The sequence below is a fragment of the Singulisphaera photorubra genome (assembly GCF_045290345.1).
In the GTDB taxonomy this organism is placed as follows: domain Bacteria; phylum Planctomycetota; class Planctomycetia; order Isosphaerales; family Isosphaeraceae; genus Singulisphaera.
On sequence record NZ_CP155448.1, the window covers coordinates 23,058 to 49,957 of the forward strand.

Sequence of the window (26,900 nt, forward strand, 5' to 3'; positions counted from 1 at the left end):
AGTTCGTCAAAGATTGTGTCAGCTGACCGGCACTCCGGTGACCGGAATTTTCCAGAGCCGTTCGCCCTGCTTTTGTACTTTCACAATGACGATGATTCCCCGATGCTAATCCGCAGTACGCTCGACGCTTCGGGGGGAGGCAAGGCCTGCGCTCGGTCTCGCGTGTCCGGAGTAGTTGCGGCGCCCAGACGAGGCCGGGTCACCGAGGCTTTCCCTGTCCGGGTACGGCCGTTGGAAGTTCGATCCTCCTGAATCAGTTCACCCCGCATTTCGTCGATTTCTTGCCGAAGCTCGCGGAGCTGCTCGAGCTCTTCACGGAGTGCGGCAAACTGCTCATTTTGGAATGTGGCAAGGGCTTGAAACCGTTCTCGCTCGGCCTGTTGCAGCCGGTCAAACAGGTGCTGCTGCATCATGCCGAACTGGTTGGCGAGCGGAACGAGCAGTGACTCGGCGATCTCGGCTGTCTCGGGAGTCAGGCCCGAGAGCAGGGGCCTCAGGTCGGCCGCGGAAACAACGGCCGGAATTGATGAGGAGCCGACTGAGCCGATGGGCTTGTGGGCCTCGTCGGCCGCCAGGTCGGCGGTGCGGTCGGATGGGAGCCGCACCCGCGAGTTACCAAGACGGAATTCGTCGCCATTGACGATGCGGCCAATTCGCGTTTTGGTGCCGTTGATGGTGATTCCGCCTCGCCCGAGCAGGTCCACCAGCCAGTTTCCCTTTGAGGTCCGGATCAAAGCGCAGTGGACGTTCGAGACACTCAGGTCGAGCAGCCTCACCTGGCAGTCGGCCGAACTTCCGACCAGAATGAGGTCTTCGGTGACGGAGCAGGACGAGGACCGGATCGATCGATGAGAGAGCTCCAGGGCCATAGTGGGCTGCCTTGTGGTCTCGGAGCCAGCGGCCTTGGGTATGCAATCCTCACTGGCCAGGCGTAAGCGGTAGGGGCCGATTCGGATGGTTCCTCCTGGATCGACCCACCCGAAGCGTTGACAGCAACCATCAAGGTAGGTTCCGGCGTCGCTCCCTAGATCCACACAGGCGAGCCGCCCGCCGACCAGTTGGAGGTAAGCATGGCGGTCGCTGACCTCAGGGTGAGGTAGGTGCAGATCGGAAACTGGATTGCGCCCGACGACGAGGAACGGCTGGTCGAACGTGAAGCGTTCCACCACGGCCGAACCCCGGCACTCGATGGCCCACTGCAAGGGGCCGCCCGCGCCGCTCGCGTCGAGGAAAGAAATCATCAAACGCCCCTCGCACCGCCGAGATGCGATCACATACGTCGCGTCGACTCTCCTGGCGATTTCCACTAGGCTGATGGAATCTGGGCCACGCGGTCAAGTGGGATTGTCTTGAATCAGCGAACGCTGATTGTCGGGGTGTGCGAATGCGATAGGGGCCGTGCCGCCTTGCCGCGCTTTCGGAGCGCCGCTAGCATGACCTCCGACCGTTTTCCCTAGCCTATCCCAATCCCGGAGCGTTTCAATCATGAAAGACCAGGAAATGTTTCCCAAGGGCATCATCCTGGCGGGAGGCACGGGAACCCGGCTCTATCCGATCACCCGTGCGATCAGCAAGCAATTGCTGCCGATCTACGACAAGCCGATGATCTATTACCCGCTCTCAACCTTGATGTTGGCGGGCATTCGCGACATCCTGCTCATTTCCACGCCAGAGGACATCGGCAACTTCGAGCGCGTACTTGGCGACGGCCATCAGATCGGCCTGTCGCTCCGCTACGCCGTGCAACCGCATCCGGGCGGTCTGGCCCAGGCGTTTCTGATCGGTCGTGAGTTTATCGGTTCGTCGTCGGTGGGCCTGATCCTGGGCGATAACATTTTTTACGGCCAGGGCTTTCAGGCGATGCTGGCCAGGGCCCGCGGCTCCCAGGAGGGGGCGACCGTATTCGCTTATCAGGTCAGGGATCCCGAACGCTATGGCGTGGTCGAGTTCGATGCGCAGGGGCACGCGATCTCAATTGAAGAGAAGCCGCCGCGTCCAAGGTCCCAGTTCGCAGTGACCGGACTCTACTTCTATGACAATCAGGTCGTTGAGATCGCCGCGAACCTGAAGCCCTCTCCGCGAGGCGAGCTCGAAATCACCGACGTCAACCGTGAGTACCTCTCGCGCGGCCAGCTCCGCGTCGAACGGTTCAGCCGAGGGTTTGCCTGGCTCGACACCGGCACGATTGACTCATTGAACCAGGCGGCCAACTATGTCGAGACGATTGAATCACGCCAAGGGCTCAAAATCGCCTGCATCGAGGAAGTGGCCTACCGGATGGGATATATTTCGAGCGAGCAGGTCGAGAATCTCGCGAGCAAACTCCCCAATGATTACGGACGCTATTTAAAGGATCTCTTGCGAGAACAGGGCCAGCCGGAGTCTTGAAATCCAGGCTGCGACGCAGGAGAACGCCAGAGTTTCGGGACTCGACGCGAGCGACTCCGGAAATTGTTGAATCAGGTTTGAATCTGTGGTCCCCGGGGGTTGTTGAATACTGTATCATGGGCATCCGGATTGGAAATTACCCCGGGCCCGTTTCCACCGGTTCAAATGAGGATGGCGGACATGCCGAGCCACGATCGACCACAACACGATCACCAACACGCATTCGCCGGACTTAATCCGTTGGAGCGGGAAGGGCTCATGGTGGTCAGCCGCCGGAACATGCTCAAGGCAGGCTTGATGGGGATGGCGGGGCTCAGCGTGCCCCAACTGCTCCGTAGCCGCGCCCAGGCCTCGGAGGCCGGTCGGCCGATCGGTGGCCGTAAGAGCGTGATTCTCCTCTGGATGACCGGTGGACCGAGCCAGATCGACACCTGGGATCCCAAGCCCGACCGTCCCCTGGAAAACCGCGGCCCGTTCGGGTCGATCACGACCCGGCTGCCCGGCGTGCGGATCTGTGAGCATCTGCCCAGGCAAGCGGCGATGCTCGACCAGTTCACGATCATTCGCTCTGTCGACGCACGGTTCAGCAACCACGAACCGAACAAGGTGTTCCAGACGGCCAACCGCGATGCGGAGCCGCGCACCAATCCGGTGGCCGAAATGTATCCGGCCATTGGATCGATCGTTGCGAAACACCACGGGCCCAACCATCCCGGGATGCCCCCCTACGTCGCGTTCATGAAGTCGCGGTCCCACCTCGCATTCGCCGGCTACCTCGGCAAGCAGTATGATCCGTTCATTGCCGATAATGCGACGAAGCTGCCGATCTACGACAATGTTGGAGTCGATACCGGACGCAAGACCGACGCCGGTTTCTTCCAGCTCCCCCGCGGCCTGACTTTTGAACGTCTGCAAGATCGCCGGGCCTTACTCGGGGAGCTCGATCGGATGCGGAGCGAGATCGATCGCTCCGGATCAATGGAAGGTATGGACAAGTTTGGTCAGCAAGCCGTGGACCTCCTTCTTGGCAACCAGGCGCGTGAGGCCTTCGACCTCTCCAAGGAACCGGCCGCGATCCGCGAACGATACGGGCCGCACCTTTGGTGCCAGCAAGCGCTTTTGGCCAGGCGGCTCGTCGAGTCGGGTGTCAGCTTCGTCACCCTCGACCTGAGCCATCACACGGCGTCGGGCACGTGGGACAACCACGGCGACAACATCCCGCCCTACGGCGGGATCAGCAAGGGCCTTGGGCCGTTGCTCCCTCTCTTTGATCGGTTAATTACCACGCTTGTCGGCGATCTAGGTGAGCGCGGACTGCTCGACGACGTTCTGGTCATCGCCATGGGAGAGTTCGGCCGCACCCCCGTGATGGGGACGCAAGGGAGCACCGACGGCCGGAATCACTGGAATCCGATCATGTCAATGTCTCTGGCCGGCGGTGGCCTCCGCCATGGCCAGGTGATCGGGTCCAGCGAGAGCGACGGCGGCCATATCAAGGATCGCCCGGTCACTCCCGCCGACCTGGCCGCGACGATCTACCAGCACATGGGCGTTCCGCTCGACACCACCTATCTTGATACGGTCGGACGACCGCGGAACATCGTCGAAGACGGCAGCCCGATCGCTGAGCTTTTTTGAGGCCCCTCAAGAGCTAGGCTTCGACAAAGGGTCGGGAGGCGCACTGTCTGCTTGGGGAGGCGCCTCAAGACCAAGCTGGTGGATCATCTTCAATGGGATGAGACGCATTTCTTCCGGCCGGCGCAGTCGGTCGACGCCTAGACCGTGCTCGAGTTGGGGGCGCTCCGAATGATGGGCGTGCTCGATGAGCGGGGCTAGGTCGTCGACATTGCGTGGCTGGCCGGGTCCTCGGCGGTTGCTACTTCGATCCGAGGAGGCCGGGCCTATGCGAACCTTCCGGATCCGGTTCAGCGTACGGGGAGCGATGCTCGCCGTGGCGGTCATTGGCATCATCTGCGGCGCCACCGTCTGGGGCACCCGCCTGCTCCGTCTGCGAACCCTCTATCACCACCGGGCTGCCGGTTTCGCCTACGAGGAAGCCGCGATGAGAAAACTCGCAGGCGAACGTCGCGGCCTCACGGCCCGGTTCAACCTCAAACGCGCCGCGATGCTGCGAAACTGGCGGCTCTACTACGAGCGACTGGCCCGCTACCCGTGGCTTCCGGACGACGGGGGATGGTCGACCCAAGGTCGGCGCCCGTAAATGCGCGAGCCGATGGGTCTGCCGCTGCCGAGAGTTCGTCCGACTCGGGGACGCGGCCGAGGAAGTCTGACGGGGACCAGCGGCGCACCTGATAAAATAGTTCCTCGCTTGTCTCCCCGAGGAACCCCGCGGAGTTGCATGACCGAGGATCATCTCCGCCGGCAGATCGAGAAGTGCCCGACCAACCCCATCGCGATCGTCACCGCGCTTCGCCTAAGCACGTGGACCTGGTCTTTCTTTGTATTGAATCATGTGCAAATTATGGGTGCCACGGGTTGTACTTAACCCGTGAGCCAAAAACCCGGTCAATCGTTCACGGGTTGAGTACAACCCGTGGCACCCGACAGCGATTGCAGCACCTCGGTCACCTATCAGAAAATCAAAGAAAACCGAGACCAACGGCTTAGCTGCGGCCCGGGGCCCGCAGGTCGGCTGAGTGGTAGGGCAGTGGGCGGACGGTTAGGCTCCCGGATGATGTCCACGATCGGCTCTGGTGGTTCGCTCGCGAGAAGAAAGTCACCATCTCAACGGCGGCCGGCATCATCGACAAGAACCTCCCCCAATACATTCCACCAGTATGCCTGCGCCGAATTCGTTGGTTGCATCTATTGCATTTGCTGCGAATAGAGCCAAGATGATGAGTGGGCCTGATAGCCACCAGTTGTCAGGCAGACCCAGGCAAGAACCATGGAATTAGGAGACTGAAAAATGTCGGCTTTACGTGCGCCTCGACCGTCTTTGCGTCGGCCGACGGAATCGGAAAGCCAGATGGCGCTTGAGTCGAGTCGTCGGCTGGGGCCCATGATCGCGGGCTTGGAGAAGCCTGAAACCGGGGCCACCGAAAACGCTGGGGCAGATGTTGTCGTACAGGTGAAAGGCCAGACCGCCAAAGAATCGTTTACCATCCCATTGTGTGCCCTGAGGCTCCTTCGAATTATGCTCGATGAGATGGCTCAGGGTAACGCGGTCACGCTTACACCGGTGCATGCGGAACTGACCACCCAGGAGTCAGCCGACCTGCTCCATGTCTCTCGACCGTTTTTGATCAAACTTCTCGAAAGCCATGAGATCCCTTATCGGACGGTAGGGAGACACCGCCGCGTCCGTTTCGATGACCTCATGGCCTACAAACAGCGCGTTGACGCTGCGCGATCCGAAGTGCTCGACGAATTGGTTTCGCAGGCACAAGAACTTGGGATGGGCTATTAGTCTCTATACTTTGTCAATAATAATATGACGACCTTCACGGCTGTTTATGATGCATGCGTGCTGTACCGGCTCCTCTACGCGACTTGCTTATGCAACTCGCTTTGACCGATTTGGTTCGGGCGCGTTGGTCGGACAAGATCCACGATGAATGGATTCGCAACGTCCTCGAAGATAGATCCGACCTGACAAGAGCGCAGCTGGAGCATACGCGCGATTTGATGAACCGCCACATCCGTGATGGTCTGGTCGTCGGCTTCGATAACCTTATCCCAAGTCTCACTTTGCCTGATCAGGATGACCGGCACGTGTTGGCAGCAGCCATTCAATGCGGTGCCGGCGTTATCGTGACCTTCAATCTCAAAGACTTCCCGTCCCGGTGCCTCGATCCTTACGGGATCGAGGCACGGCACCCTGACGATTTCATTGCCGACCTGTTCGACCTGAATACGGCGGCCGTGTGCACCGCAGTAAAAAACGTGCGTGCCCGACTTCGTAATCCTCCTAAGTCAGCCGAAGAGTACCTGGAAACGCTGGAACGTCAGAGACTTGCTGAAACGGCGGCGGCCTTGCGTGATTACATCGCGTTGATATAGGTATGAATAAGTTAATCAAGCATCACCGATAAGAAAGCCAGGGCCGATGGATTCACCGAACGCAACATGAATTTCATTATCGGACGCACGATCCCGCAGTTGTCGCAGACGGATACGCCCTGCCCGCCGGCTTAAGGAAAGCGGTGGGCCTTATTGAGACTTCACACGTAGCGTCCACTGGACGAAAAGTCCATCCACCATGTCATGAACAAGGGTATCGAGGTTGCGCCCCACAACGATTCGTTGTGATTTACGCGATCTCGTTGTATCTTACAATGAAACGTTGTGGGGCGGCGCACGAGCCAACCGGAGCTCTTCGCGAGTGACGTCATGCACCCGAAAGTCCCAACCCTTGATTGTGAACGACTCGGAAACCACCTGGCTCACAGCCGGGTGGAGGCCGGGCTCAGCCAGGCGGCCCTGGCGGCCCGTAGTGGTCTAGCCCAGCAGCAGGTCTCCCTCTTCGAGGCCGGGCTCCGAATCCCGACGCTCCCACAGGCCCTGCGAATCGCCCGGACTTTGGATATTCCGATCCAACGTCTGCTCACCGGCTCCGACGGGCCGGGGGCCGGGCCGGCAGACCTCGCCATCGAGCTGCGCCGACTTGGGGTGATCGACCTCCGGGTCGGCGATTCCGCGGTCCCCGGGTCATTTCGCCGCCCCGAGGAGGTGATCAACCTGGCCATCGCGGGCGAGTCGCCCGATCCCAGAATCGTCGAGGCCATCCCCGCGACGCTCGCCTGGAACGAGCTCGATCCCGACCTTCTCGTAGGCCACAGCAAAGCCGCTGGCATGACCCGCCGGCTGGCGTGGCTGGCTGACATCGCCCTGGCCATCGACCGGCAGTCGGGATTCCCCGGCGGATGCCGCAAGGGACCATTAGAGCGTTTCCTTCTGCAAGCCAAGCTTCCCGGCGCGTCCGAGCCATGGGAAGACCTAGGGAAGCCTGCCACCGAACGCTCGACTTCGCCGCTCTGGCGCCGCTGGAGGATCGCCTACGACGCTGATTTGTCCCAATTCCGGCAGCGTGCCGAGCACCTCCAATCGCTCCGAATCGGATCGGCGACCCGACCTGCATGGCTACGAGGCCGAGTCATCGTGACCGTCCCACAGGGATCGGATCCGGCGGGTTACCCTCTCTCCCCGCCTCCCGTGAAGCCGCGGAGCCCGAAGAAGGTCGCCTTCAAGCGTACCACTGCGGTTCGCCGGAGGAGGCGTCCCGATGATCAGTGAGGAAATCCACTCCTTCCTCAGGGCGATCGACGACGAACTCGCGCGTCACGCCGCCGAGGGCGAGACCCTCGACCTCCACACGTCGAGGGGCGAGATTCGTAAACGGTTTCAACCAAGATCACGCGAGATAACCTGGTCTTCACCGATCCCTAGGTACAACCCGTCCAGTTGTGACTTGAGAGGGCCGAGATCGACCTGAATGTTCCTATTTCCGAACAGGTAGGAAAGTGATCGCCAAGTAGGAAGGGCGGACGCAACATAACCACCATTATCAGACGTTCCACGCGGCGGATTCGAGCCGTGGAACCTGCCCCAATGCTGCGCACGACTGCCCACCCGAAATTGGCCTTCCCGTAGCAAACGGACAAAAAACAACGCTAAGCCGTAAGCCGGCTGAGTCTCATCAGTCAGGATGGTAGGTGCGGGTCATAGTCCAGGCAATGCGCCGAATCGACGGGCTTACTCTTACAGCGCCAAGATGACCTCGTGGTCGGCCAGGACTCGCAGCAAGTCCCTGGAGAGGTCCGCTCCGAAGGTCTCAAGATCCAACCAGCCTTCACCCTCGTGGGAGATGGACCCGACCCACCCCCTCCCGTCGCGGTGGTAGAACGCGAGGTCTTCAGGGAGGCCCGGGGAGAGCCAGTCGTAAAGCCCGTCCGCCTGCGCGACCTCCGCGAGCGACACCTCCGTGACCGTGTACCAGCGGACCCAAGCCTTGCTGCCCAACAGTTTGGTTCCGGGCCATTCGTGCGTATGGCGCTCGAAGCAGAGCCAGGGCTCAAGGCGCCGGGCAAGGTCCAGAGCGGCGGGGTCGAAGAGGAGCTGATCCCGCCACACCAGGGCGAACGCATAGCAGTGCGCCGCCGCAAAGTCGAGGATTGCCCGGTACGCTTCGCCGGCCGGCTCCTTCTCGAACAGGACCACACCCGGCACGGCTTCGCGGTGCTCATGTGCCATCTGGTGAGGGCTGCCATCGGGGGTTGAGACCACGTGGTCCGTCACCCGGACGATCGATCTGATCCGAGGCCAACCGGAGACCCTGGGCTCGAACACGACTCAGTCTCCTCGGACGTCCTTGATCGGTATTACCGAGCAGCTCCAAGCGCCAACCTTTTATGATTCCGACGTTACACCTCGGGCGGTGGCGACCTGATGATATTGGCGGGCCAGGACCTCAGCAATGCGAAGCATCGCCCGCTCCGTCCGGGCCGGCCTCCGGCTTAGCGTTGGTTTTTGCCGGACTCTTCGTCGCCATTCCCATAGGCGTGAGGCGACACCATCTCAAGGCAGAGGAGCGGCACGCGATCGAAGCCAGTCGGTTCTATGAGAAGTTACTGCGGTCGCCGGAGTACGTCGAGCAGCAGCGATTGAACGCGATGTGGAACCATCGGGATACCGTGTCGATCACCGAGCCTCTCTCCAAATTCGAGATGGGGTATTCGATGAAGCTGACTGCGGAGTACAACCGCCGCTACGGGAATAAGGTCAAGTATCACAATGCCCAATCGGCTGGGCACCGACGGGCCGCCTCCCGCCCCTGGATTCTCACATGGCTCGACTAGAAAACTGCCTACCCGTGGCCAGGGAATAGCATGCCCATTATCGGACGTTTCACGCCGGCACGTTTTACCCTGGAACGTAACGATTGCCCGGACATGGTGCAGAGCTGCGCAGGGCGTTCCACGCGTGGAATCGCTCCTTGCACCAGCGTACATTCTTCCGCATCATCTTGGTTGTTCTCAATCAAACGGGAGGATTTCGCATGAAGGCACGACCGACGGTACTTGGACTCATGGGCGTCGTCGCCTGCGTTGCGATCGGACTCGCGGCCCTCCGTAGCAACGACGCGTTTTCGGCTGCTTTCGTTTTCGCCATCACTTATATGATCCTCTGCACGAGCACCCTTGTGGCCATCGACCGCCGCGGGGCTTGGGCCGGTTTTGCGGTGTTCGGTTGGGCACAGTTCCTGATCTGCCAGCCGAACACCGCCCCGCCCATCGGGGCGACTTCGCTCTCGAATGGGATTGCCTACCGGTTGCTCATCCGCCATCACGGCACGGGGCAAGAACTTCCTCCCCTGACCAACCAACCCCCTGAGTTCACGACAGTTATGGACGTCGGGGAAGGGAAGCCCATCTTGGTGTCCGTGACGAAGCAGTACAACGTCCACCGAGGCTTCATACCGGTCCACGGCCTGCGTGCCTGCCTGTGCCTGTCGAGTCTCCTCGCTGGCCTACTCGGCGCCGCCATCGGGGGCCTTATTGCTCGCCGCGCTTCCTCTGCTCCCGCCACCGTGCCTTTTTTACCGCCTGATCAATCTCATCATTAAAACCCAGGGAAATCCCTTCGCGTGGATTCAGCCCGACCTCGCGCAACCCTGCCCGGGGCGTTCCACGCGGCCAATTGAACCCGTGGAACGTCTCTCCTGCCCGCAATCCCTCGACTTTGCTCGACGTGTTCTGAATCGCAGAAGCGATGAAGCGTGCATTATAAGGATTTGAGGTTGCTCAACTTTCGAGGCAGGAACGATGGCTGAATCTCGTGCCTATTTCCTCGGAGTTTGACTTCTCGAAGCCTTTCTTTGATCGCCTTAGCTCGAGTTTCGCGTTTTTCTCGGCGATATACGCAGCAATGAATATCGGGACGGATCAAATTACGATTCGTTCAACTTCTCCGAAGGCGATCGTATCGTGAGTTCGGTCATAAAGTTTGGTGGTTCTGGGGGACTCATGCCCCGCGATCTGCTGGGCTTTTTCCACGGTGCCGCCGTTCTGCAAGAAGACGGTGATTCCGGTTGCCCGGAACGTGTGACAGCACGTTGAGGCGGGAAGTCCCGCCCTTTTCACGCGTCGTTTGATCATCTGGAAGACGTCGGTTCGATGAGGACGGGTGGTTCCGATGGTGCGCTGGCGGGTGATCGCACGAAACAGAGGCGAGTGGGTCTGGTCTCCGATCCCGGCGGCGGCCAGGTAGGCGTCAAGGTATTCGATGGCCCTGCTGTGAGCGGGCACCTCGTGCACCTTCCCCCCTTTCTCGTGAAAGCGAAACCACCAGCGTTTGCCGTTTTGATAGTAATCGCCGACGTTCATGCCGACCACGGCCGAGACCCGGGCGAAGCTGTAGACCATGACGCCGATCAAGGCTCGGTCGCGAAGTCCGGCGATCGAGTGGGTGTCAAGGGAGTCCAGGAGTTGCCTGGCCTGGTCACCCTCGAGTACCGACGTCTTCCCGTGCTTCGTGACGTATTTGGGACCACGAACCGACGACGCTGGATTCATCGGTAAGACCTGGCCGACCACCAGCCAATCAAACAACATCCGGATTGCCGCGAGTGCCTGCTTCTTGGACGGGGCACTTCCGGGATGTTGCTCGATGTAAGAGGCCACGAGCATCGGCTCGACCTCGTAGAGGGCGATCGATCGCTGTTCACACCAGCTGAAGAAATGACTGACCGCTCTGGCGTACGCCTGACGCGTATTTGGGTTCCGAATGTTGGCTGTGAAAAATTCGATGAAGCGGCGGGCCGCTGGCTCACCCGCCTGGCGGATGGTGATCGGAACCATGCCGAGCAGGAGCGCCTTGTGGGATTGACGGTCGACCAAATCCGTGGTCGGATGCTTCAGGTTTGATGCGTCCATATGGTCCATCATAAAGGACGTTATGCTAGAGCGCTAGGGGAAAGGCGAAATTTAAGAGTGTTACTTTCCGGCATGTACGCAATGGGATGCTTTAGGGGACGATCGAGGTCGACGCAATCATCAGCTAAAAAGACACATGAGCGTTCCATGCGCAAGTCGGGTTCGGGTGTCGAGATCGCCCCACTACGGTGATTTCGTCCACTCTTGCCCGGTCCCTGCCACCGAACCCATGCCGGGACGGGCTGACTTCACGGTCCGCCCTGCGGCTTGATCCGCGAATTTCGATTCGGGACGCTCGTTTGGGAGACGTCTCCCACAAAGCGGGACGTGTCTGCGCCTCTGAAAAACAGAGTGACATTGGCGACCGTCTCGCTACCATAGGGCCAAAGACGCTCTTTCGCTCACCCCAGACCAAGGCTCATTCGCAATGAATCGTTGCCGATCTCTCCTCTTCATCCTGACAGCCTCGGCACTCTCGTCGTACACAACCCAGTCTTTCGCCCATGACGGCCCGGGAGCGCACACCCACGAGGCGCCGATGGAGAAGGCCGGCCGCGAAATGGCGGAAGCGGCCAACAACCTCTGGGCGGATCTCACGCCCGAGCAGAAACTCAAGGCCGGGTTTGAGTTCACCGATCCGCTTCGCTACGACTGGCACTTTATTCCGAGGCCTCGCAAGGGACTCCCGATCAAGGAAATGACGGGCGATCAACGGGCCTTGGCTTACGGTCTGCTCTCCAGCGGATTGAGCCAGCGGGGCACCATCAAGGCCGTGACGATCATGAGCCTGGAACAAATCCTCGCCTCGATCGAAAAGGGGAAAGGGCCGGTTCGTGATCCGGAACTCTACTTCTTCAACATCTTCGGCAAGCCGGGCTCGACGGACCCCAAGCAGCCCTGGGGATGGCGAGTCGAAGGGCACCACCTGGCGCTCAACTTCACGATCGTGGGTAACCAAGGGGTCGTTGGTGGCCCGACCTTCATGGGAACCAACCCCGCCCAGGTCAAAGATGGTCCTCGCAAGGGGCTGCGCGTTCTCGGCGAAGAGGAAGATCTGGGACGCAAGCTCGTGAAGTCGCTGAACGACGCGCAACGCAGGAAGGGCATCTTCGAAGTTGTTGCCCCCAAAGACATCCTTTCGCTCGCACTCCGCAAGGCCAAGCCGCTCGAACCCGCCGGCATCCTGGTCACGGAACTCAATGCCGAGCAGAAAGAATTGCTGAACTCGATCGTGGTACTCTACGCCGAACGACTCCGCCCCGAACTGGCTGCGAACGACCTGGGCAAAATCCTGAAGGCGGGCGTTGATAAGATCGGCTTCGCCTGGGCGGGTGGTCTGGAACTCGGTGAGCCCCACTACTACCGGATCCAGGGGCCGACCTTCCTGATCGAGTACGACAACACCCAGAACAACGCCAACCACGTTCATAGCGTCTGGCGCGATTTCGAGAGCGATTTCGGCGACGACCTGCTCAAGAAGCACTACGACTCGGCTTCGGCCGACCATGGTCACGCGAAGTGACGACTGAAGATTGTTTGGCTTGTCGGTCACATCGATGGATCGAGAGTTGAGAATAGTAGATCAGGCGGGCCGGCCGTGGATTCCCACCGGCTGGTCCGCCTTGTCTGAAGTCGCTTGGCTCTGAAATCCCTCGATCAGTTTTCAGAGCAGGATTTCCTTCACCACGTTTCCGTAAACATCGGTGAGCCGAAAGTCACGGCCCCCGTAGTTGAAGGTCAGTTGTTTGTGATCGAGGCCGAGCAGGTGCAGGATCGTCGCATGCCAATCATGGACGTGAACCGGATTGACGACCGCTTCATAGCCGTATTCGTCGGTCTCGCCGTAAGCCAGGCCCCCCTTGACGCCGCCTCCAGCCATCCAGAGCGTGTACCCCTTGTTGTTGTGGTCGCGGCCGAACGTACTCTGGCCATACGGAGTGCGCCCGAACTCGCCGGCCCAGATCACGAGGGTTTCTTCCAGCAATCCGCGTTGTTTCAGGTCGGTCAAGAGAGCGGCAATGGGTTGGTCGGTCGCGGCCGCACTCTTCGGAAGCGCATCCTGGATGAGAAAGTGGTGATCCCAGGCGACCGGGGCCGTGATCTCGACGAACCGGACGCCGGCTTCGGACAAGCGACGGGCCATGATGCACTGACGCGCGAAGCGATCGGTGGGTAGTCCCGAGCCAACGCCGTAGAGCTTGCGGATCGACTCGGGTTCGGATCGCATGTCGAGCAGATCGGGGACTTCGTCCTGCATCCGGAAGGCGAGCTCGAAGGATTCGATCGCGCCCTCGATCTCCGGATGATAAGCATCGCGCTGAAGCTTACTTTGATTGAGATTTCGGATCAGGTCGATTTGGGCACGCTGCAAGTCGCGTGGAAGCTCTTTGTTTATGATGTTCTTCATGGGCGGGCCCGGTTCCTCGTCCTTACCGAGGATCGCGGCGTAGAACCCAGGGATCTGGTTGCCCCCCATCTTGGTTCCCTGGCAAGTCGCGGGCAGGAAGGCGCTGCCGTAGTTCCGCACGCCCCCGTTATCCGTCGGCGGATTCAGAGTGACGAAGCCGGGCAAGTTGGCATTCTCGCTGCCCAGGCCGTACAACGACCAGGCCCCGACGGAGGGACGCACAAACTGGAAACTCCCGGTGTGCATCTGCGTAAACGCTTGCGAATGGTTCGGCAGGTCGGTGTGCATGCTGCGGATCAAACAGAGGTCGTCGGCCTGCTTCGCCAACTGAGGGAAGACCTCCGAAATCCAGAGACCTGACTCGCCGTGCTGGGCGAACTTGAACGGAGAACCGAGCAGTTTGGCTTTACCACGGTCTCGCCCAATACTCGTGGTCTCGCCCGACTGTTTGTTGAGCTTGGGCTTGTAGTCAAACGTATCGACATGCGACGGACCGCCGTTCATGCACAAAAAGATGATGCGTTTGGCCCGTGCGGGAAAGTGTGGCGCCTTGGCGCTCAGGTTCGCACCGCGAGAACGACGGGCGGACTCCTGGGCTGCCGCATCGTGGGCCAGGCCTGCGAACGCCAGGTAACCGAACCCGGATGCCGAGGCCTTCAGCATCTGCCGCCGCGAGACGAAGGACACGGGACGATCGCCTTGAGGATTGGTAGCCATGAGCAACGTACTCCGAGGAGCCTGTCCGAGTCTTCAACGCCATCGCACTCGGCGAAGATAATGGACACTCTCAATGAATAACGGATGCGTTCTGTTCTGGGAGCCACGCGGAAACGCCTTGGCCGGGGACATCGCCTTCGCTCATTTCCCGGTTCCTTGGCCGGCGCCAATCGCTTAGTCCAGGTTCCTGAATTCAGCCGTCGACAGCAGGCCTTGGCAGCAGGCGGCAAGCACCTGAAGCCGCCCTTTTTCATCGTTTCCGGCGAGATCCCTTCCCCGCTTCAGAAACGCGGAAGTCATCGTCATCTCGTCGGCAGTCGGAACGCGACTGTAGCAGAGCAGGAAGGCACGACGGATTCGCGATTCGTCGTCGGCTTCTCCACTCAGTCGATCGGCAACCGCCTTGGCCCTTGCTTGGATGAATGGGCTATTCATCAGGTAGAGTGCCTGGAGCGGCACGTTGGTGGTTTCGCGATCGCCGGTGACCAGGCTCGGTTCGGCGAAATCGAACAGGTCTAGGACGTCGGGCAAGCGATCGCGGAGAACGGGCAAATAGACCGACCGATGCCGCGACCCGTCGAGGTCGGTGGGCAAGCGGTTATCCAGCCCGATCAGGGATATCGGCCGATCGCCGATCTCTTTGCCCACGAGCGAGCCGACGCGACGCGAGGTGTCGAGTTCGCCCGAAATCAGCAGCATGGCGTCGCGAATCGCCTCGGCGTCGAGTCGCCGCTTGGCGGATCGCCAGAGCAGTCGGTTCTCCGGATCGGCCACGAAGGACTTTTCGTCATAGGTGGATGCCTGGCGATAAGTGCGTGAAAGGGCGATTTCCCGGACGACCTTTTTCACGGACCAGCCGTCGGCGACGAATCGCACCGCAAGATGATCCAGTAATTCCGGATGGCTCGGGGGTTGGCCACTGAACCCGAAGTTGTCCACCGATCGCACGATCCCAGCGCCGAACAAATGGCGCCAGATACGATTGGTCATCACCCGAGCCGTCAATGGATGGTCCGGGTGCGTCAACCAGCGTGCCAGCTCGAGCCGCCCGCTTTGATGGGACGGAATCGAGCCGGTGTCCGCAATCTGAATGACGCGAGGAAAACCACGGGGCACCGGTTTGCCGGGCCGACCGATCTCCCCACGCTCCAGCAACGGCTTATCGACGATCGATTCGCGATCGGTCACGCCCATGGCCAGGGGAAGCGCTTGCCCGTTCTCATCAACCTTCTCCAGTTCTCCCTCGATACCTCCTGACCGCCAGAAGACGCGTAACGCATCAGCGAGTGTGACGATCTTTTGCTTCTTGAGGGTCACGAGCTCTTGCTTCAAACTGGCCACTTTTTCCGGTGAAACGGACGGATGCAAGATCGGCAGGCCCGCGCCTTTCGGCAAGACCAGAGGGTCGCCCCCCACCTGATTCGACGGCGAGATCGCAGTTCCGAAGTAGGTCTTCGTACTCGCGAAAACGCCGGCCAAGGCGTAATAATCCTCCATCGAGAATGGGTCGAGCTTATGGTCGTGGCAGCGGGCGCAGGCCACTGAATTGGCAATGACTCCGCGCGTCAGAGCGTCGATTTGCTCGTCGACAAGGTCGGCCGCAAACTGGATTTTGTTCGCTTCGTCAAGGTTTTTGGTGCCGACCGCGAGAAAGCCGGTGGCGATCAACAGGCGGGCGCGCTCTGCATCGTGATCGGCGGGGAGTAGATCGCCGGCGATCTGTTCCACCAAGAAACGATTGAACGGCATGTCGGTATTCACTGCGTCGATCACGTAGTCGCGATAGCGCCAGGCATAGGGAAAAGAAATATTCGCTTCTTTGCCACTCGATTCGGCGAATCGAGCCACGTCGAGCCAGTGCCTCCCCCAGCGCTCGCCAAAGTGCGGGGAGGCAAGCAACGTATCCACTTCCCCAGCCAAAGCCGCGTCGAATCCATGGGCTTTGATGGCCTCGGAAAATCGCTGAACCGCGTCGGGCGTGGGAGGCAGTCCCACCAGGTCGAAGTGGAGTCGCCGAAGTAGTGTGACCGGGTCAGCATCCTTCGTCGGGACGAGTCCATGAGAATCCAGTTGTGCCAAGATGAAATGGTCGAGATCGCGTTTCGCCCAGCGGGGATTCTTCGAAACCGGCGGTTGATGGTCGGTGGGCTTCCGAAACGACCAGAACTTGCGGCCCGACTCGAGGTTAACGACAGGACGACTCGCGTCGGTCGCCCCCTTTTCACGGGGATCCGTGGCCCCAGCCTGGATCCATGACTTGAAGTCATTGATGACGGATTCCGGCAGGCGATCCGTCTTGGGAGGCATCTTGAGATCCGGGTCGGCGTGGGAAATGGCCGTGAGCAAGAGACTCGCGTCCGGAGCCCCGGGCACGACGGCCGGACCGCTGTCGCCCCCGGCCCGGATCGTCTCCCTGGAGTCGAGCAGGAGATTTCCTTTGGACTTACCCGCCGCCGCGGAATGACATTGATAGCAATGGGTGACCAGGACAGGCCGAATCTTGGCCTCGAAGAAGTCGAGGCCCGCGGCACTGTCGTCGGCCACCGATTCGGTCGCGACGATGGCAAGCGGCGACGTCCCAATCAGGAAGAGGAATAGCCATTTCGGAATTGATAGTTTCATGAGGATCTCTCGCTTCCAGTCCGTCCGCTCGAAACCGAACAGGGCAAGTCGTCTCACCGATCGTCTTTCAAAGCATCAGTCTTGGGTTGTCCCAAGCGATGGACCTCGATCTTCGCACTGGAATCAAGGTGGGATGCAAGCCGGTACTGTTCATCATCCTGCCTGGCACTCTTCATCAAGGTATAGGTCACCGTGCCATTGGGCCGACCCTCGCGGACCGTCCACAGGATCAACCGGAGGAGCACCCCGCTCTGGGCGTCGATTTCCAGGAGTGCGGCCGAAATCAGGGAGTGCACTCGGCCTGGCTTCAACCTCGCCCAGACGAGATTGGGAGTCGTTCCGGAAGGGGAGGGAGTGCTTTCCGCACGTAGATTGAAGTCGGCCAGGACATCATCCATCAGCGAGGGGACTGTCATGGAATTGATGTCGCAGAGTACGGCAACATCGCGAGGGAGCTGAGAGTCGTTATCGGAGAAACGAATCCCGTGCATCCGGGACGGACTGACCCAGAGTGAGCGATCCTGTTCGCGACCGATCGCGAGATGGATGGTCCCGATCGTACAGTCGGCCCAGAATCGGTCCCCTCGGGTCCACAGGACACTCTCCGAGGGGCCCTCGAGCATCTTTTTCTCGTCCCAGTAACGGGGATCGGGGGCATAGTGCACGCGATAGCAACGATCAATGTCCTGGGCGTGGATGCCTCGTACCGTTCGCAAGAGGGTCGCGGCATTGGCCGTGGTGGGACTGAGGTATCGACCACCACAGAACGCCCCGATGACCAATGCGATCAAGGCGGCCCCCATCGACCAGCGCAGGGAACCTGACCAGCGTTCGAGCGAATACCAGGCGGCCCGACCGATCCGAATCGATCTGACTTCGGGGCGAGCGGTCTGGGCGAGCGAATTACGAATTTTCGCGTGCAGATTCGTGGAATCTGTCCGCTCGATTTCGCGGTCGAGGTGAGCACTCACAAGCCGATCGACCGCATCGAAGACACGCTCTTCAGAATCGCTCACGTCACATGATCCTCAATAAAAGGACGCAAACGCGTGGCCAGCGCCTGGCGTGCACGATGAAGCTGGACGCGTGCATTGGCGTGGCTCATTTCGAGCATCTCGGCGATCTCCAACAGGCTGTGTCCCAGACTTCGCAGTTCGACGATCGCTCGTTGAGTCACCGGAAGCTCAGTCAAGGCCTCGGTGACCGCGGCTTCCAGTTCCCCATGAATGGCCCTCTGCTCAGGCTCAGCGTCAGATTTGTCGGGTCCGATCCCGTGTTCGGCAACATCCAGGCTCACGAACGGCGGGCGCCGGCGAGTCCAGTTGATGCACGCATTAGTTATTGACTTGAACAAGAGTTTCGAGCCGTCGTCCGGTAGGTTGTACTGGTCCGCCCTGCTCAGGAGGCGTCGATAACAGTCGTGGACGATGTCCTCGGCATCGGCCTTATTTCGGATCAGAGTCACGGCATAGGCGAGCGCGCGCTGCACGGTGTCCGCAACCCATTGGCTGAGTTCGTCATCGGGTGATCCTGGACGCGACATGCGAGCTAGCTTTGACCTCCGCGTCTGCCCCAGGCACCCCGACCAGGCATGGCGATAACAGCGAGTCCACTAGACCTACAACACCGGGGAGAGCGGGGTGTTACAGAATCTTTCTCAACGTTCTCGCGGAATTGGCGCAGGCCGTTTCTCATTGAGAACTTACGACGGCGAGGCGGAGCGCAGGATCTCCGTGATGACCCTGCCGTGAACGTCGGTCAGACGGCGGTCACTCCCGTTATGGCGGAACGTCAGGCGCTCGTGATCAATACCGAGCAGGTGCAGGATGGTGGCGTGAAGGTCGTAGCAGTACGTGGGGTGCCGGGCCTTCCAGGACCACTCATCGCTCTCGCCGAACGCAACGCCCCCTTCGATGCCAGCGCCGGCGAGCCAGGAGACAAAGGTTCCGCCGTTATGGTCGCGGCCATTGCTTCCCTGGCTGAACGGCATCCTGCCGAACTCGGTGGTCCAGATCACCAGGGTGTCCTCCAGGAGGCCGCGGGCTTGGAGATCCTTGACCAGGCCGGCGACCGGCTTGTCGGTGCTGAGCGCGATCGAGGCAAGGGCCTTGTCGACGTCGTTGTGGTTGTCCCAGTTCCCGGTTGCACCGCCGGCGCCGCTCCAGACCTGGACGAAGCGGACCCCGCGTTCGAGCAAACGCCGCGCGGTGAGGCAGTTGCGCCCGAATTCCTCGGTGACTTGATCGTCGATTCCATAAAGGGAGCGGGTGGCCCGAGATTCACCCGAGAGGTTGAGCACTTCGGGCGCACTGAGCTGCATTCGCGCAGCCATCTCGTACGACGAAAGGCGTGCTTCGAGCCGGGAGTCTCCCGGTGACCGATCCATGTGATCGCGATTCAGTGTTGTGAGCAAGGCGCGGCCGTCCGCCTCGGCCGTCGGGGTGATGTACCGGGCCGACTCGGGGGGAAAGAGGTCGGCGATCGGTACCGGGGCGGTGGCCTTGATGATCGTCCCTTGATGAGCGACCGGTAGAAAGGCCGAGGAGAAGTTGCCGGCGTTGTTGTAAGGCAAGCCGCGCGAGTCGGGGAGTACGACGAAGGTGGGTAGGTTATCGTTGAGACTGCCCAGTCCGTACGAGATCCAGGAGCCCATACTCGGGAACCCTGGAGTAACGAACCCCGTGTTCTGCATATAGCTGGCCGGCCCGTGGACGTTGGTCTTGGAGGCCATCGACATCAGGAAGGCCAAGTCGTCGACGATCGTGGCCACATGCGGGAAAACGGAGCTGACCCACCGGCCCGACTCGCCGTGTTGCTTCCAATCCCAGGGGCTCTTGAGGACCTTGCCCGGCACGCTCGTCACGGCCTCCACCCGTCCCCCCGGGTCGAACGTCTGGCCGTGGCGTTTGATCAGCTCGGGCTTGTAGTCGAACGTGTCACACTGGCTTGCGCCACCATTCATAAACAGTTGAACGATCCGGCGAACCTTGGGCCGGTGATGCAAGCCGCCGTCAAGATTGGCGCGAGCTTCCACGGTACCCGCCAGAAGCCCATCTCTGCCCAGCATCTGGGACGCGGCGATTCCGCCCAGTCCTCCCCCGAACCGCCAGAGGAACTCACGACGGCCAAGCAAGTCAGGAGGCGACATTTCGTTGGTCATGACGGCCCCGATCATCTAATTCACGAACATGAACTCGTTACTATTCAGGATGACGCGGCACGCGTTGGCCATGCCGTGCTTGACGGCATACCTCACGAGGGCCTCCGACTCGTTCGAGGAAGGGGGGCGGCCGACTGCGAGCTCGAAGGCGGCCTCGACCTGGCCGGTGAGGCCGTCCGCGAGCTTGCCGACCCGTGCTGCGAAGTGCTCGCTCTGACGGACCACGAAACGGTCGTTCCACATCGCCAACGCCTGGAGTGCGGTCACTGAAGCGTTTCGCGTCGGGCTGAGCTGCGACGCGTCGGGGCAGTCCATCGAGTCCATGAACGGATCGGGGAGTGTGCGGAACAAGAAACGATAAACGCTCCGCCGGTAGCTCGCCGGGCTGTCGACATCAAACTGGAGGTAATTCACCATCGGAGTGACGTGAATGCCGGGGGTCTCGACGAACTGGCGAACCGATGGACCGCCCATCGTCAGGTCGAGCTTACCGGAGATCTGGAGCACCGCGTCGCGTACCGACTCCGCATCCAGGCGGGTGCGGTTCATGCGCCAGAGCAAGGTATTGTCGGCATCCACCTCGGCCGCTCGCGGCTCGTGTCGGCACGACTGGCGGTAAACCGAGCTGGTAAAGATCAGGCGGTCCAGTTGCTTGATCGAGCCTCCCCCATCCCGGAATGTGACGGCCAGCCAGTCGACTAAATCGGGATGGGAAGGTTTTGCTCCCATCTGGCCGAGGTCATTGGGAGAGTCGGCCAGGCCCCGGCCAAAATGATAGTGCCAGACCCGATTGACGATCGAGCGCCAGGTCAGCACGTTCTTGGGGTCGGTGATCCAACGAGCCAGCGCCGCGCGACGGCTCCCTTCGTCGTTGAGATCGGGCAGCCTGAATCGTGCGTCGAGGCCTGGCACGCATGCCAAGCCACCCGGCGCCGCCGGTCGAACCGGGCTGTTGATATCGCCTCGCTTCAGGACGTGAACCGGGCGAGGGGTTTTCGCCGGCACGAAGCTGCTCTCCGGCTTGAAATCGTGTGCGGCGGCGTAAACCATCGACACCGGCGGGATCGCGGCGAGTTTCTGCTTGAGTCCGTCGATCACCGTTTTGAGCTCGGGGGCGACCGTGTAATAGTACGCAGTCAGCTCGGTCCGCTGGCCTTCGGTACGGGTCGAGGCCGGGACGGTGAGGATCTTGGCGATCGGTTCCGGCAGTGGCCGGGCCAGGGATGGTCGGGTCGTCGTGGTCGCCGAAAGCCTGAGCCGGCCGATCAGGTGGCCGCCGCCATGCGTCTGCTCGAGAGCGAAAGTCAGTTCCGTCTCACCATCGATCCCGATCGACTCAGTGGTCTCGAAGACCGCCTGATGGGACTTGCCAACCGCGGGGTGGATCCCCCAGGCGGTCGCCGGGTTGCCGTCGATCGCCTTGGTGATGTCCCACGCCTGCTGATCGAAATCGGCGACGGGGTTGCGTAGAGAGATCGGCCGGGCGGCTGTCGGGTCCGCGACGCGACCGGCCTTGAGCCGGAATTCGGACAGGTGAAGGTTACCGTTGTCCTGACGCCCAGGCCCTTTATGGGGCAAGCTGTCGTCGGTAAGCACCTCGAGGCGAACCGCGCTGATCCCTTTCAAATCAGTCCGCGCCACGATCGTGTAGGTATCAATTTCAGGCCTCGGGCCAGCCGATTGGATCGACCAATCCGGCCGCTTGACCAGCGTCGCGCCCCCGGACGAGGTGTACGTCAAGGGATCGAGAGGCACCCAGGTGATCGAATCGGCCACGGCAGACTCCCAGGCGGCCTGTCCCGCAGCGAGCGCGGAGCGAGTCGCCGGGTCGAGCAGCGGATCGACGCTCACTTTCTGTCGCGATTGAAGGGCCGCCTTTTTCGCAAGCAGCGGAGCGCGGAGGGATTCGGCCTTGGGATCGAGTTCATAGGGGCGTTCCGCGCGGTCAACGCCGGCGAAGACGGCCTGAAGGCCGTAGTACTCCGCCTGTGAAATCGGGTCGAATTTGTGGTCGTGGCAACGGGCGCAGTGGACCGTGGTGCTGGTGAAGGTCGCCATGGTTGTTGCCACCATGTCGTCGCGATCGAGGTTCTGAGCGGCCTTCTTATCGACGGTGTCGTCCCGAATATCGCGTTGGGAACTCTCGTCCCACGGTCCCGCGGCGATGAAGCCGAGCGCGACGATCCCGCTTGGATCGCCCGGGAACAGAATATCACCGGCGAGTTGCTCCTGAACGAACCGGGCGTAAGGGGTGTCATTGTTGAACGAACGGATCAAATAATCGCGATAGGGCCAGGCATGGGGTCGGGGCCTGTCTTGATCGTTACCGTGGGTCTCCGCGAAGTGGACCACGTCCATCCATCGCCTTGCCCAGCGCTCGCCATAACGGGGACTCTCGAGCAGGCGATCGACGAGTCGTTCGTAGGCATTAGCCCCCGGGTCGGCAATGAAGGCTTCGATTTCCTCGGGAGTCGGCGGCAGGCCGGTCGTGTCGAATGTCAGGCGCCGGATCAGAGTTCTCCGATCCGCTTCCGGCGAAGGCGACAGCCTCTTTTCCTCGAGTCTGGCCAGGATGAAGTCGTCGATCTGGGTCCGACTCCACCCCTGGTTCATCGGGCGAGGCACAGCCGGTCGGGAGAGCGGTTGAAGTGACCAGTGCGCCCCCTGCTCTGCCGGCGCCGGGTCGTTCGACTGGGCTGCCCACTCGGCCCCCTGATCGATCCAGGCACGGATCAGGTCGACCTGCCCCGCAGTGAGCTTGGGCCCCTTTGGTGGCATGACCTCATCCGGGTCGAGTCCCCTGATGAGCTGGACAAGATGACTCGTCGACCCTTGGCCGGGGACGATTGCCGGCTCGCCCGAGTCGCCCCCTTGGAGCGCGGCTTCACGGCGATCGAGCCGATAGCTGCTGCGCTGCCGGGCGGGCCCATGGCACTTGACACAATGTGCCGTCAGGAGGGGTTGGATCTCACGCTCGAAATCCACCTTGCGATCGGCCGAAAGAGGCTCGACCGGTTCCCTTGCGCGGGCCAACACGGCGGCAACGCAGAGCATCAAAAACCCGGCCAGGCAAAGAGATCGTCGCATCGCTTCATGACTCGCGATCTGCGTCGACACTCGGGGGCTATCAACCCTCCGGATCGGCCGCACCCGTTGGGATCGAGCCTCAATGGTACCTGAGATCCGGTCGCCTCGCCCTAATATTCCTGAACCGTCCCCGCTCAGGTGCCGAGGTCGCCCCCTTCGCTCTTGCATTGGTTACAAATTTCATAAAATGCCACGTGATGAGATCCATTGAACTGAGGAAATGGCGCCCGTGGTCCCAGGGAAATGGAAATCCCCGATTTCAATCGGATGCAGCAAAACAATGACTCATGATTTGTCGATTCGTCTCAAGGCTTCTGGGACCGATCGCCGACCGTGATGTGAGCTTGGCTTCGCCCAGGAATTGGCACGTCCGACCGAAAACGGAACCCTCAAATTGGGCTTGTGGGAGGGGGCCGATCGGATATGGTATCGATGCGCAAATAGCGATTCTCAGAAGGCTTCGACCGGCTGATCGGGTGCCTCGTTCAGGAGGGATAGGGAAAAGGCCGGTGCCATGGAGGGACCGATGGATGAGCGACTTGATGGGGTTGTCCTGAATTCGAGCGATGACGGCGAAACGGTGACGAAGCCGTGCCATCTCGTGATCACCGTGCATGGCATTCGCACCTACGGCGACTGGCAAGCGGATCTGAAGGCACTGTTGGAGGAAGCTGAGCCCGGCGTCACCGTTCTGAATTATCAGTTCGGATATTTCTCCTCGCTTGCCTTTCTGGTTCCTCCACTCCGCTGGCTTGTGGCCTGGAGGTTCCGTCAGTTCTTCGCACATGCGATCGCGTCGGTCCCCGCCGGATCGCGAATCGATCTCGTGGCCCACAGCTTTGGAACCTACTTGGCGGCCTCGGCCGTGCCCCACGTTCCGAAGAGTCACCGGCTCCATACGATCATTCTGGCCGGCAGCGTGCTCCGCCCATCGTTCCCCTGGTATCGCTACCAGCAGGCGGGATGCCTCCGCCGCGTGGTGAACGAGTGCGGTTGGGACGACACGGTTCTCGTCCTCTGCCAGTCCGCCGCCCTGATGATGGGCATGGCCGGGCGCGTCGGCTTCCAAGGGATGGTCGGCGGGCAATTCCTCAACCGGTACTACCGGTTCGGGCATGGCGGCTATTTCGATCGCGAACACAAGTTGATGCGAGAGAATTGGCTGCCGATCCTGACCACCGAGGCCCCGATTCCGGCGATCGACCATCGCCCCAAGCTGACCCATCTTGGTGGAGCCAGGCTCTTCTTGATGAACAACCTCCAGTTCATCAAGGTTGCGGCCTTCGCCGCATTCGTCCTGGCGATCGTCTTGATTCCGGTCGACTGGATGCGCAAGGCCGACTATCAGAAGCGGGTGGAGCGGTTCGCACACATTGCGCGACTCGCCAATGCCGTGGAGATTCCCGACCGTGACCCGAGCCATGTCCGCGACCTGCTCCGGGTTGACGTTAGGGCCGGAGGCAGTGAACGGTCGATCGATCACATCATCGGTTCGGAAACCTCGCCCGGTGGCGACGACCTCGCGGATGGAGCGCTCGCCGAGGACGATGCCGAACCGCGCTGGTGGGAACGGATTCCGGGCTTCCAGGACAATGCCCGCGAAGCCTTCCGCGCCCGACAGTTGCACGCGCGGGCCAATTATCAGCTCGCGGCCGGCAAGCGAGGGAACACCCGCGACCTTTCCAAGGCACGGTTACTCTTCGAGGATGCCATCCGTTGCTATCGGCGGGTGATTCTCGACGACCCGGCCAACGGATCGTTTGCCCTCTGTTTGATGGACTACGGCCGGCTCCTCAACGAGATGGGTTTCCCGCAACTGGCCGTCGAGCAATTCCGGAAGGTTCGCGAAGACGTCTTCCCCAGGGACGCCAAAGGGGAGAGCTCGACGATGCCTCGTTCGCTCGTGATCGACTCGCTCGGTTACGAAGCCTCGGCACTGAGGGCGCTCGAGAAGTGGGATGAGTCCACCGACCGCTTGCTCCAGGCCGTACGCGAAGCCCGCACAGACGACTCGTTGCTCTCGTTCGTTTACAACGAACTCGCCTGGCACCGGATGGAACGTCTGGATGTGGCCAAGGCCAGGGAGGCCTTTTTCAAGGCCAAGTCTTCGTGCGAGGCGCTCGTTGAAAACGGCCAGTTCGTGTTCAAGACGCGTCTTTACCATATCCGCCATGGGCTGGCGATGGCCGAGCGGCTCTGCGGGCGGCCCGACGAAGCCTACGGCCAATATGACCAGCTCGTCAAAGAACTCCAGGAGTTGATGCGGAACGACCTCGACTTCAATCCGAAGGAGCGCCGCGATCTCCGCACGCGGCTCGTCAATAGCATGGAGCGACGCGCCGATGTTCGGTTCTTCTCCCGGCGAGCGCCCACGTTCTTCCCGGAGTTCTCACCCGAACGCTACCAGAGTCTGCTCGCCAAGGTCGAGCAGGACTACCAGGAGGCCATCGAGCAGGTTGCCAACGACGACCTCACCTCGAAGACCCAGCTCCTCTACAAGAAAGTGATCGTGCGCTGCCTGGCCGAGATGGCCCGCAACTCCACGGGGCACGATCGTCCCAAGGTCGCTCTCGAGCGGCCCACACTCGCGCCGATCGACATCGAGTTCGCCGAGTCCGAACGGACCTACAATGCCCTGCCTCCGGAACGCAGGAAGACGCTGAAGCTCTACCACGAGATCGCCGTGGCCTGCATGGATCTGCACAAGGTCCCCGATCGTGATGCGTATCTGACCCTCGACGGCGGGGACCCTGGATCGGCGAGGACACGTCGATTCGCCCCTCGGTCGATCGAGGAGCTCCGAGCGCTGACCGCTCGGTATGGCGCGCAATGCGAAATCCTCAACCGCGAGCGCGTCGAGATGCTGCTCGTCGCCCTGGAAGTCTTGCTCGAAGTCGGGGCCGAGACCAACGACCCGAAGAGTTCCCAGGATGCATCGCGAATGGTGGCGGTCCTCGGCGCCACAACCAAGGTTGCCTCCCACGACGAGTTGCGTACCTACGTCAACCGGTTCCATCGGATCGCAGCCAACAAGCTCGCCCCCCAGGACGAGCTGATCGCGTCGCGCCCTCGGGTCGAAACCCAGCGCGTGGTGCGCGATCAATCCTCGACCGTCCCACCTGGGGGTCGACTTCTCTTTTATCTTCAGCTCTCGCCCACCCGATCGCTGATGCTGACCGAAGCCCCCGAAGGCATGCCATCCCCTGCCCCCGCCGCGGAGGCGTTGACCGCCAAGCCCGGACTTGCCGATCCCAGGTCAGCTCACGATGACGAGCTCGCGCCCAGAACCGCACTGAAGCAGCCACTCGATCGGCCTTGATGAGACCCGCGTTCTCCCTTCGGGCGGGGCTGGGGGCCTTCCATAGCTCCCCAGCCCCCCGATGGTAGACGTCATGCCTGAACTCCCGTCGTCATGCCTCAACTCGCAACGGAAGCCTGCCCGGTCGTGACCAGTGTTCCTGGCTGCGAGACGGTACGTCCCTGAAGTGGCTGAACCGATTCAAAGTCGAAGGTTGCCTTCGCTCAATACGGGCAGAGACTCGTCTTCTGGCATACGGGCTGCGTTAGCATCATTCCCAGTCGCCAACTTCCCCGGGCGAATCGACCCCTAGCTGAGTCGTATTGA

General features: G+C 61.1%; 18 protein-coding genes and 1 pseudogene. 10 read left to right on the forward strand and 9 right to left on the reverse strand.

What is annotated here, in order from left to right; genetic code table 11:
* Nucleotides 1-80: 80 nt before the first annotated feature.
* Entirely contained in the window at nucleotides 81-1,241 is a 1,161-nt protein-coding gene (locus V5E97_RS40325) for an FHA domain-containing protein (protein ID WP_406701339.1), read from the reverse strand.
* Nucleotides 1,242-1,485: 244 nt separating this feature from the next.
* On the opposite strand from V5E97_RS40325, the gene rfbA reads away from it, so the two are divergent.
* From rfbA to V5E97_RS40355, 6 genes and pseudogenes are all read left to right on the forward strand, one after another.
* Entirely contained in the window at nucleotides 1,486-2,388 is a 903-nt protein-coding gene (gene rfbA / locus V5E97_RS40330; protein ID WP_406701340.1) for a glucose-1-phosphate thymidylyltransferase RfbA, read from the forward strand.
* Nucleotides 2,389-2,568: 180 nt separating this feature from the next.
* Entirely contained in the window at nucleotides 2,569-4,026 is a 1,458-nt protein-coding gene (locus V5E97_RS40335; protein ID WP_406701341.1) for a DUF1501 domain-containing protein, read from the forward strand.
* Between the two features lie 265 nt (nucleotides 4,027-4,291).
* Nucleotides 4,292-4,609 carry a hypothetical protein gene (locus V5E97_RS40340; protein ID WP_406701342.1) on the forward strand — a complete coding sequence of 106 codons (318 nt, stop codon included), beginning with the start codon at nucleotides 4,292-4,294 and terminating at the stop codon, nucleotides 4,607-4,609.
* Between the two features lie 708 nt (nucleotides 4,610-5,317).
* Complete coding sequence (locus V5E97_RS40345) at nucleotides 5,318-5,818, forward strand: helix-turn-helix domain-containing protein (protein WP_406701343.1); 501 nt, start codon at nucleotides 5,318-5,320, stop codon at nucleotides 5,816-5,818.
* Between the two features lie 24 nt (nucleotides 5,819-5,842).
* Nucleotides 5,843-6,411 (forward strand): annotated as a pseudogene (locus V5E97_RS40350) (VapC50 family PIN domain-containing toxin).
* Nucleotides 6,412-6,741: 330 nt separating this feature from the next.
* Entirely contained in the window at nucleotides 6,742-7,644 is a 903-nt protein-coding gene (locus V5E97_RS40355; protein WP_406701344.1) for a helix-turn-helix transcriptional regulator, read from the forward strand.
* Nucleotides 7,645-8,109: 465 nt separating this feature from the next.
* Here V5E97_RS40355 and V5E97_RS40360 read toward each other — a convergent pair whose 3' ends face one another.
* On the reverse strand, nucleotides 8,110-8,697 hold the full coding sequence (locus V5E97_RS40360; protein ID WP_406701345.1) for a hypothetical protein: 588 nt from the start codon (nucleotides 8,695-8,697) through the stop codon (nucleotides 8,110-8,112).
* A 62-nt stretch (nucleotides 8,698-8,759) separates the two neighbouring features.
* Between V5E97_RS40360 and V5E97_RS40365 the strand changes: the two genes are divergently transcribed.
* Both V5E97_RS40365 and V5E97_RS40370 read left to right on the forward strand, forming a co-directional pair.
* Entirely contained in the window at nucleotides 8,760-9,206 is a 447-nt protein-coding gene (locus V5E97_RS40365) for a hypothetical protein (RefSeq protein ID WP_406701346.1), read from the forward strand.
* Between the two features lie 200 nt (nucleotides 9,207-9,406).
* On the forward strand, nucleotides 9,407-9,973 hold the full coding sequence (locus V5E97_RS40370; protein ID WP_406701347.1) for a hypothetical protein: 567 nt from the start codon (nucleotides 9,407-9,409) through the stop codon (nucleotides 9,971-9,973).
* Nucleotides 9,974-10,292: 319 nt separating this feature from the next.
* Here V5E97_RS40370 and V5E97_RS40375 read toward each other — a convergent pair whose 3' ends face one another.
* Nucleotides 10,293-11,294, reverse strand: a complete 1,002-nt coding sequence (locus V5E97_RS40375; RefSeq protein WP_406701348.1) for a tyrosine-type recombinase/integrase — start codon at nucleotides 11,292-11,294, stop codon at nucleotides 10,293-10,295.
* 415 nt (nucleotides 11,295-11,709) lie between these two features.
* Between V5E97_RS40375 and V5E97_RS40380 the strand changes: the two genes are divergently transcribed.
* A complete protein-coding gene (locus V5E97_RS40380; protein ID WP_406701349.1) occupies nucleotides 11,710-12,804 on the forward strand; it encodes a DUF3500 domain-containing protein in 1,095 nt (364 codons plus the stop codon).
* 141 nt (nucleotides 12,805-12,945) lie between these two features.
* Here the strand turns inward: V5E97_RS40380 and V5E97_RS40385 are convergent, their stop codons facing one another.
* The 6 genes from V5E97_RS40385 to V5E97_RS40410 form a co-directional block, all read right to left on the reverse strand.
* On the reverse strand, nucleotides 12,946-14,406 hold the full coding sequence (locus tag V5E97_RS40385; RefSeq protein ID WP_406701350.1) for a DUF1501 domain-containing protein: 1,461 nt from the start codon (nucleotides 14,404-14,406) through the stop codon (nucleotides 12,946-12,948).
* A 174-nt stretch (nucleotides 14,407-14,580) separates the two neighbouring features.
* Nucleotides 14,581-17,028 carry a PSD1 and planctomycete cytochrome C domain-containing protein gene (locus V5E97_RS40390; protein ID WP_406701351.1) on the reverse strand — a complete coding sequence of 816 codons (2,448 nt, stop codon included), beginning with the start codon at nucleotides 17,026-17,028 and terminating at the stop codon, nucleotides 14,581-14,583.
* A gap of 53 nt (nucleotides 17,029-17,081) precedes the next feature.
* Nucleotides 17,082-18,044 carry a hypothetical protein gene (locus V5E97_RS40395; RefSeq protein ID WP_406701352.1) on the reverse strand — a complete coding sequence of 321 codons (963 nt, stop codon included), beginning with the start codon at nucleotides 18,042-18,044 and terminating at the stop codon, nucleotides 17,082-17,084.
* Nucleotides 18,041-18,571, reverse strand: a complete 531-nt coding sequence (locus V5E97_RS40400; protein ID WP_406701353.1) for an RNA polymerase sigma factor — start codon at nucleotides 18,569-18,571, stop codon at nucleotides 18,041-18,043. The genes V5E97_RS40395 and V5E97_RS40400 overlap by 4 nt, the downstream gene beginning before the upstream one ends.
* Nucleotides 18,572-18,730: 159 nt before the next feature.
* Complete coding sequence (locus tag V5E97_RS40405) at nucleotides 18,731-20,188, reverse strand: DUF1501 domain-containing protein (protein ID WP_406701354.1); 1,458 nt, start codon at nucleotides 20,186-20,188, stop codon at nucleotides 18,731-18,733.
* A 15-nt stretch (nucleotides 20,189-20,203) separates the two neighbouring features.
* Nucleotides 20,204-23,275 carry a PSD1 and planctomycete cytochrome C domain-containing protein gene (locus V5E97_RS40410; protein WP_406701355.1) on the reverse strand — a complete coding sequence of 1,024 codons (3,072 nt, stop codon included), beginning with the start codon at nucleotides 23,273-23,275 and terminating at the stop codon, nucleotides 20,204-20,206.
* 526 nt (nucleotides 23,276-23,801) lie between these two features.
* On the opposite strand from V5E97_RS40410, the gene V5E97_RS40415 reads away from it, so the two are divergent.
* Nucleotides 23,802-26,594 carry a hypothetical protein gene (locus V5E97_RS40415; protein WP_406701356.1) on the forward strand — a complete coding sequence of 931 codons (2,793 nt, stop codon included), beginning with the start codon at nucleotides 23,802-23,804 and terminating at the stop codon, nucleotides 26,592-26,594.
* The last annotated feature ends 306 nt before the right edge of the window (nucleotides 26,595-26,900 follow it).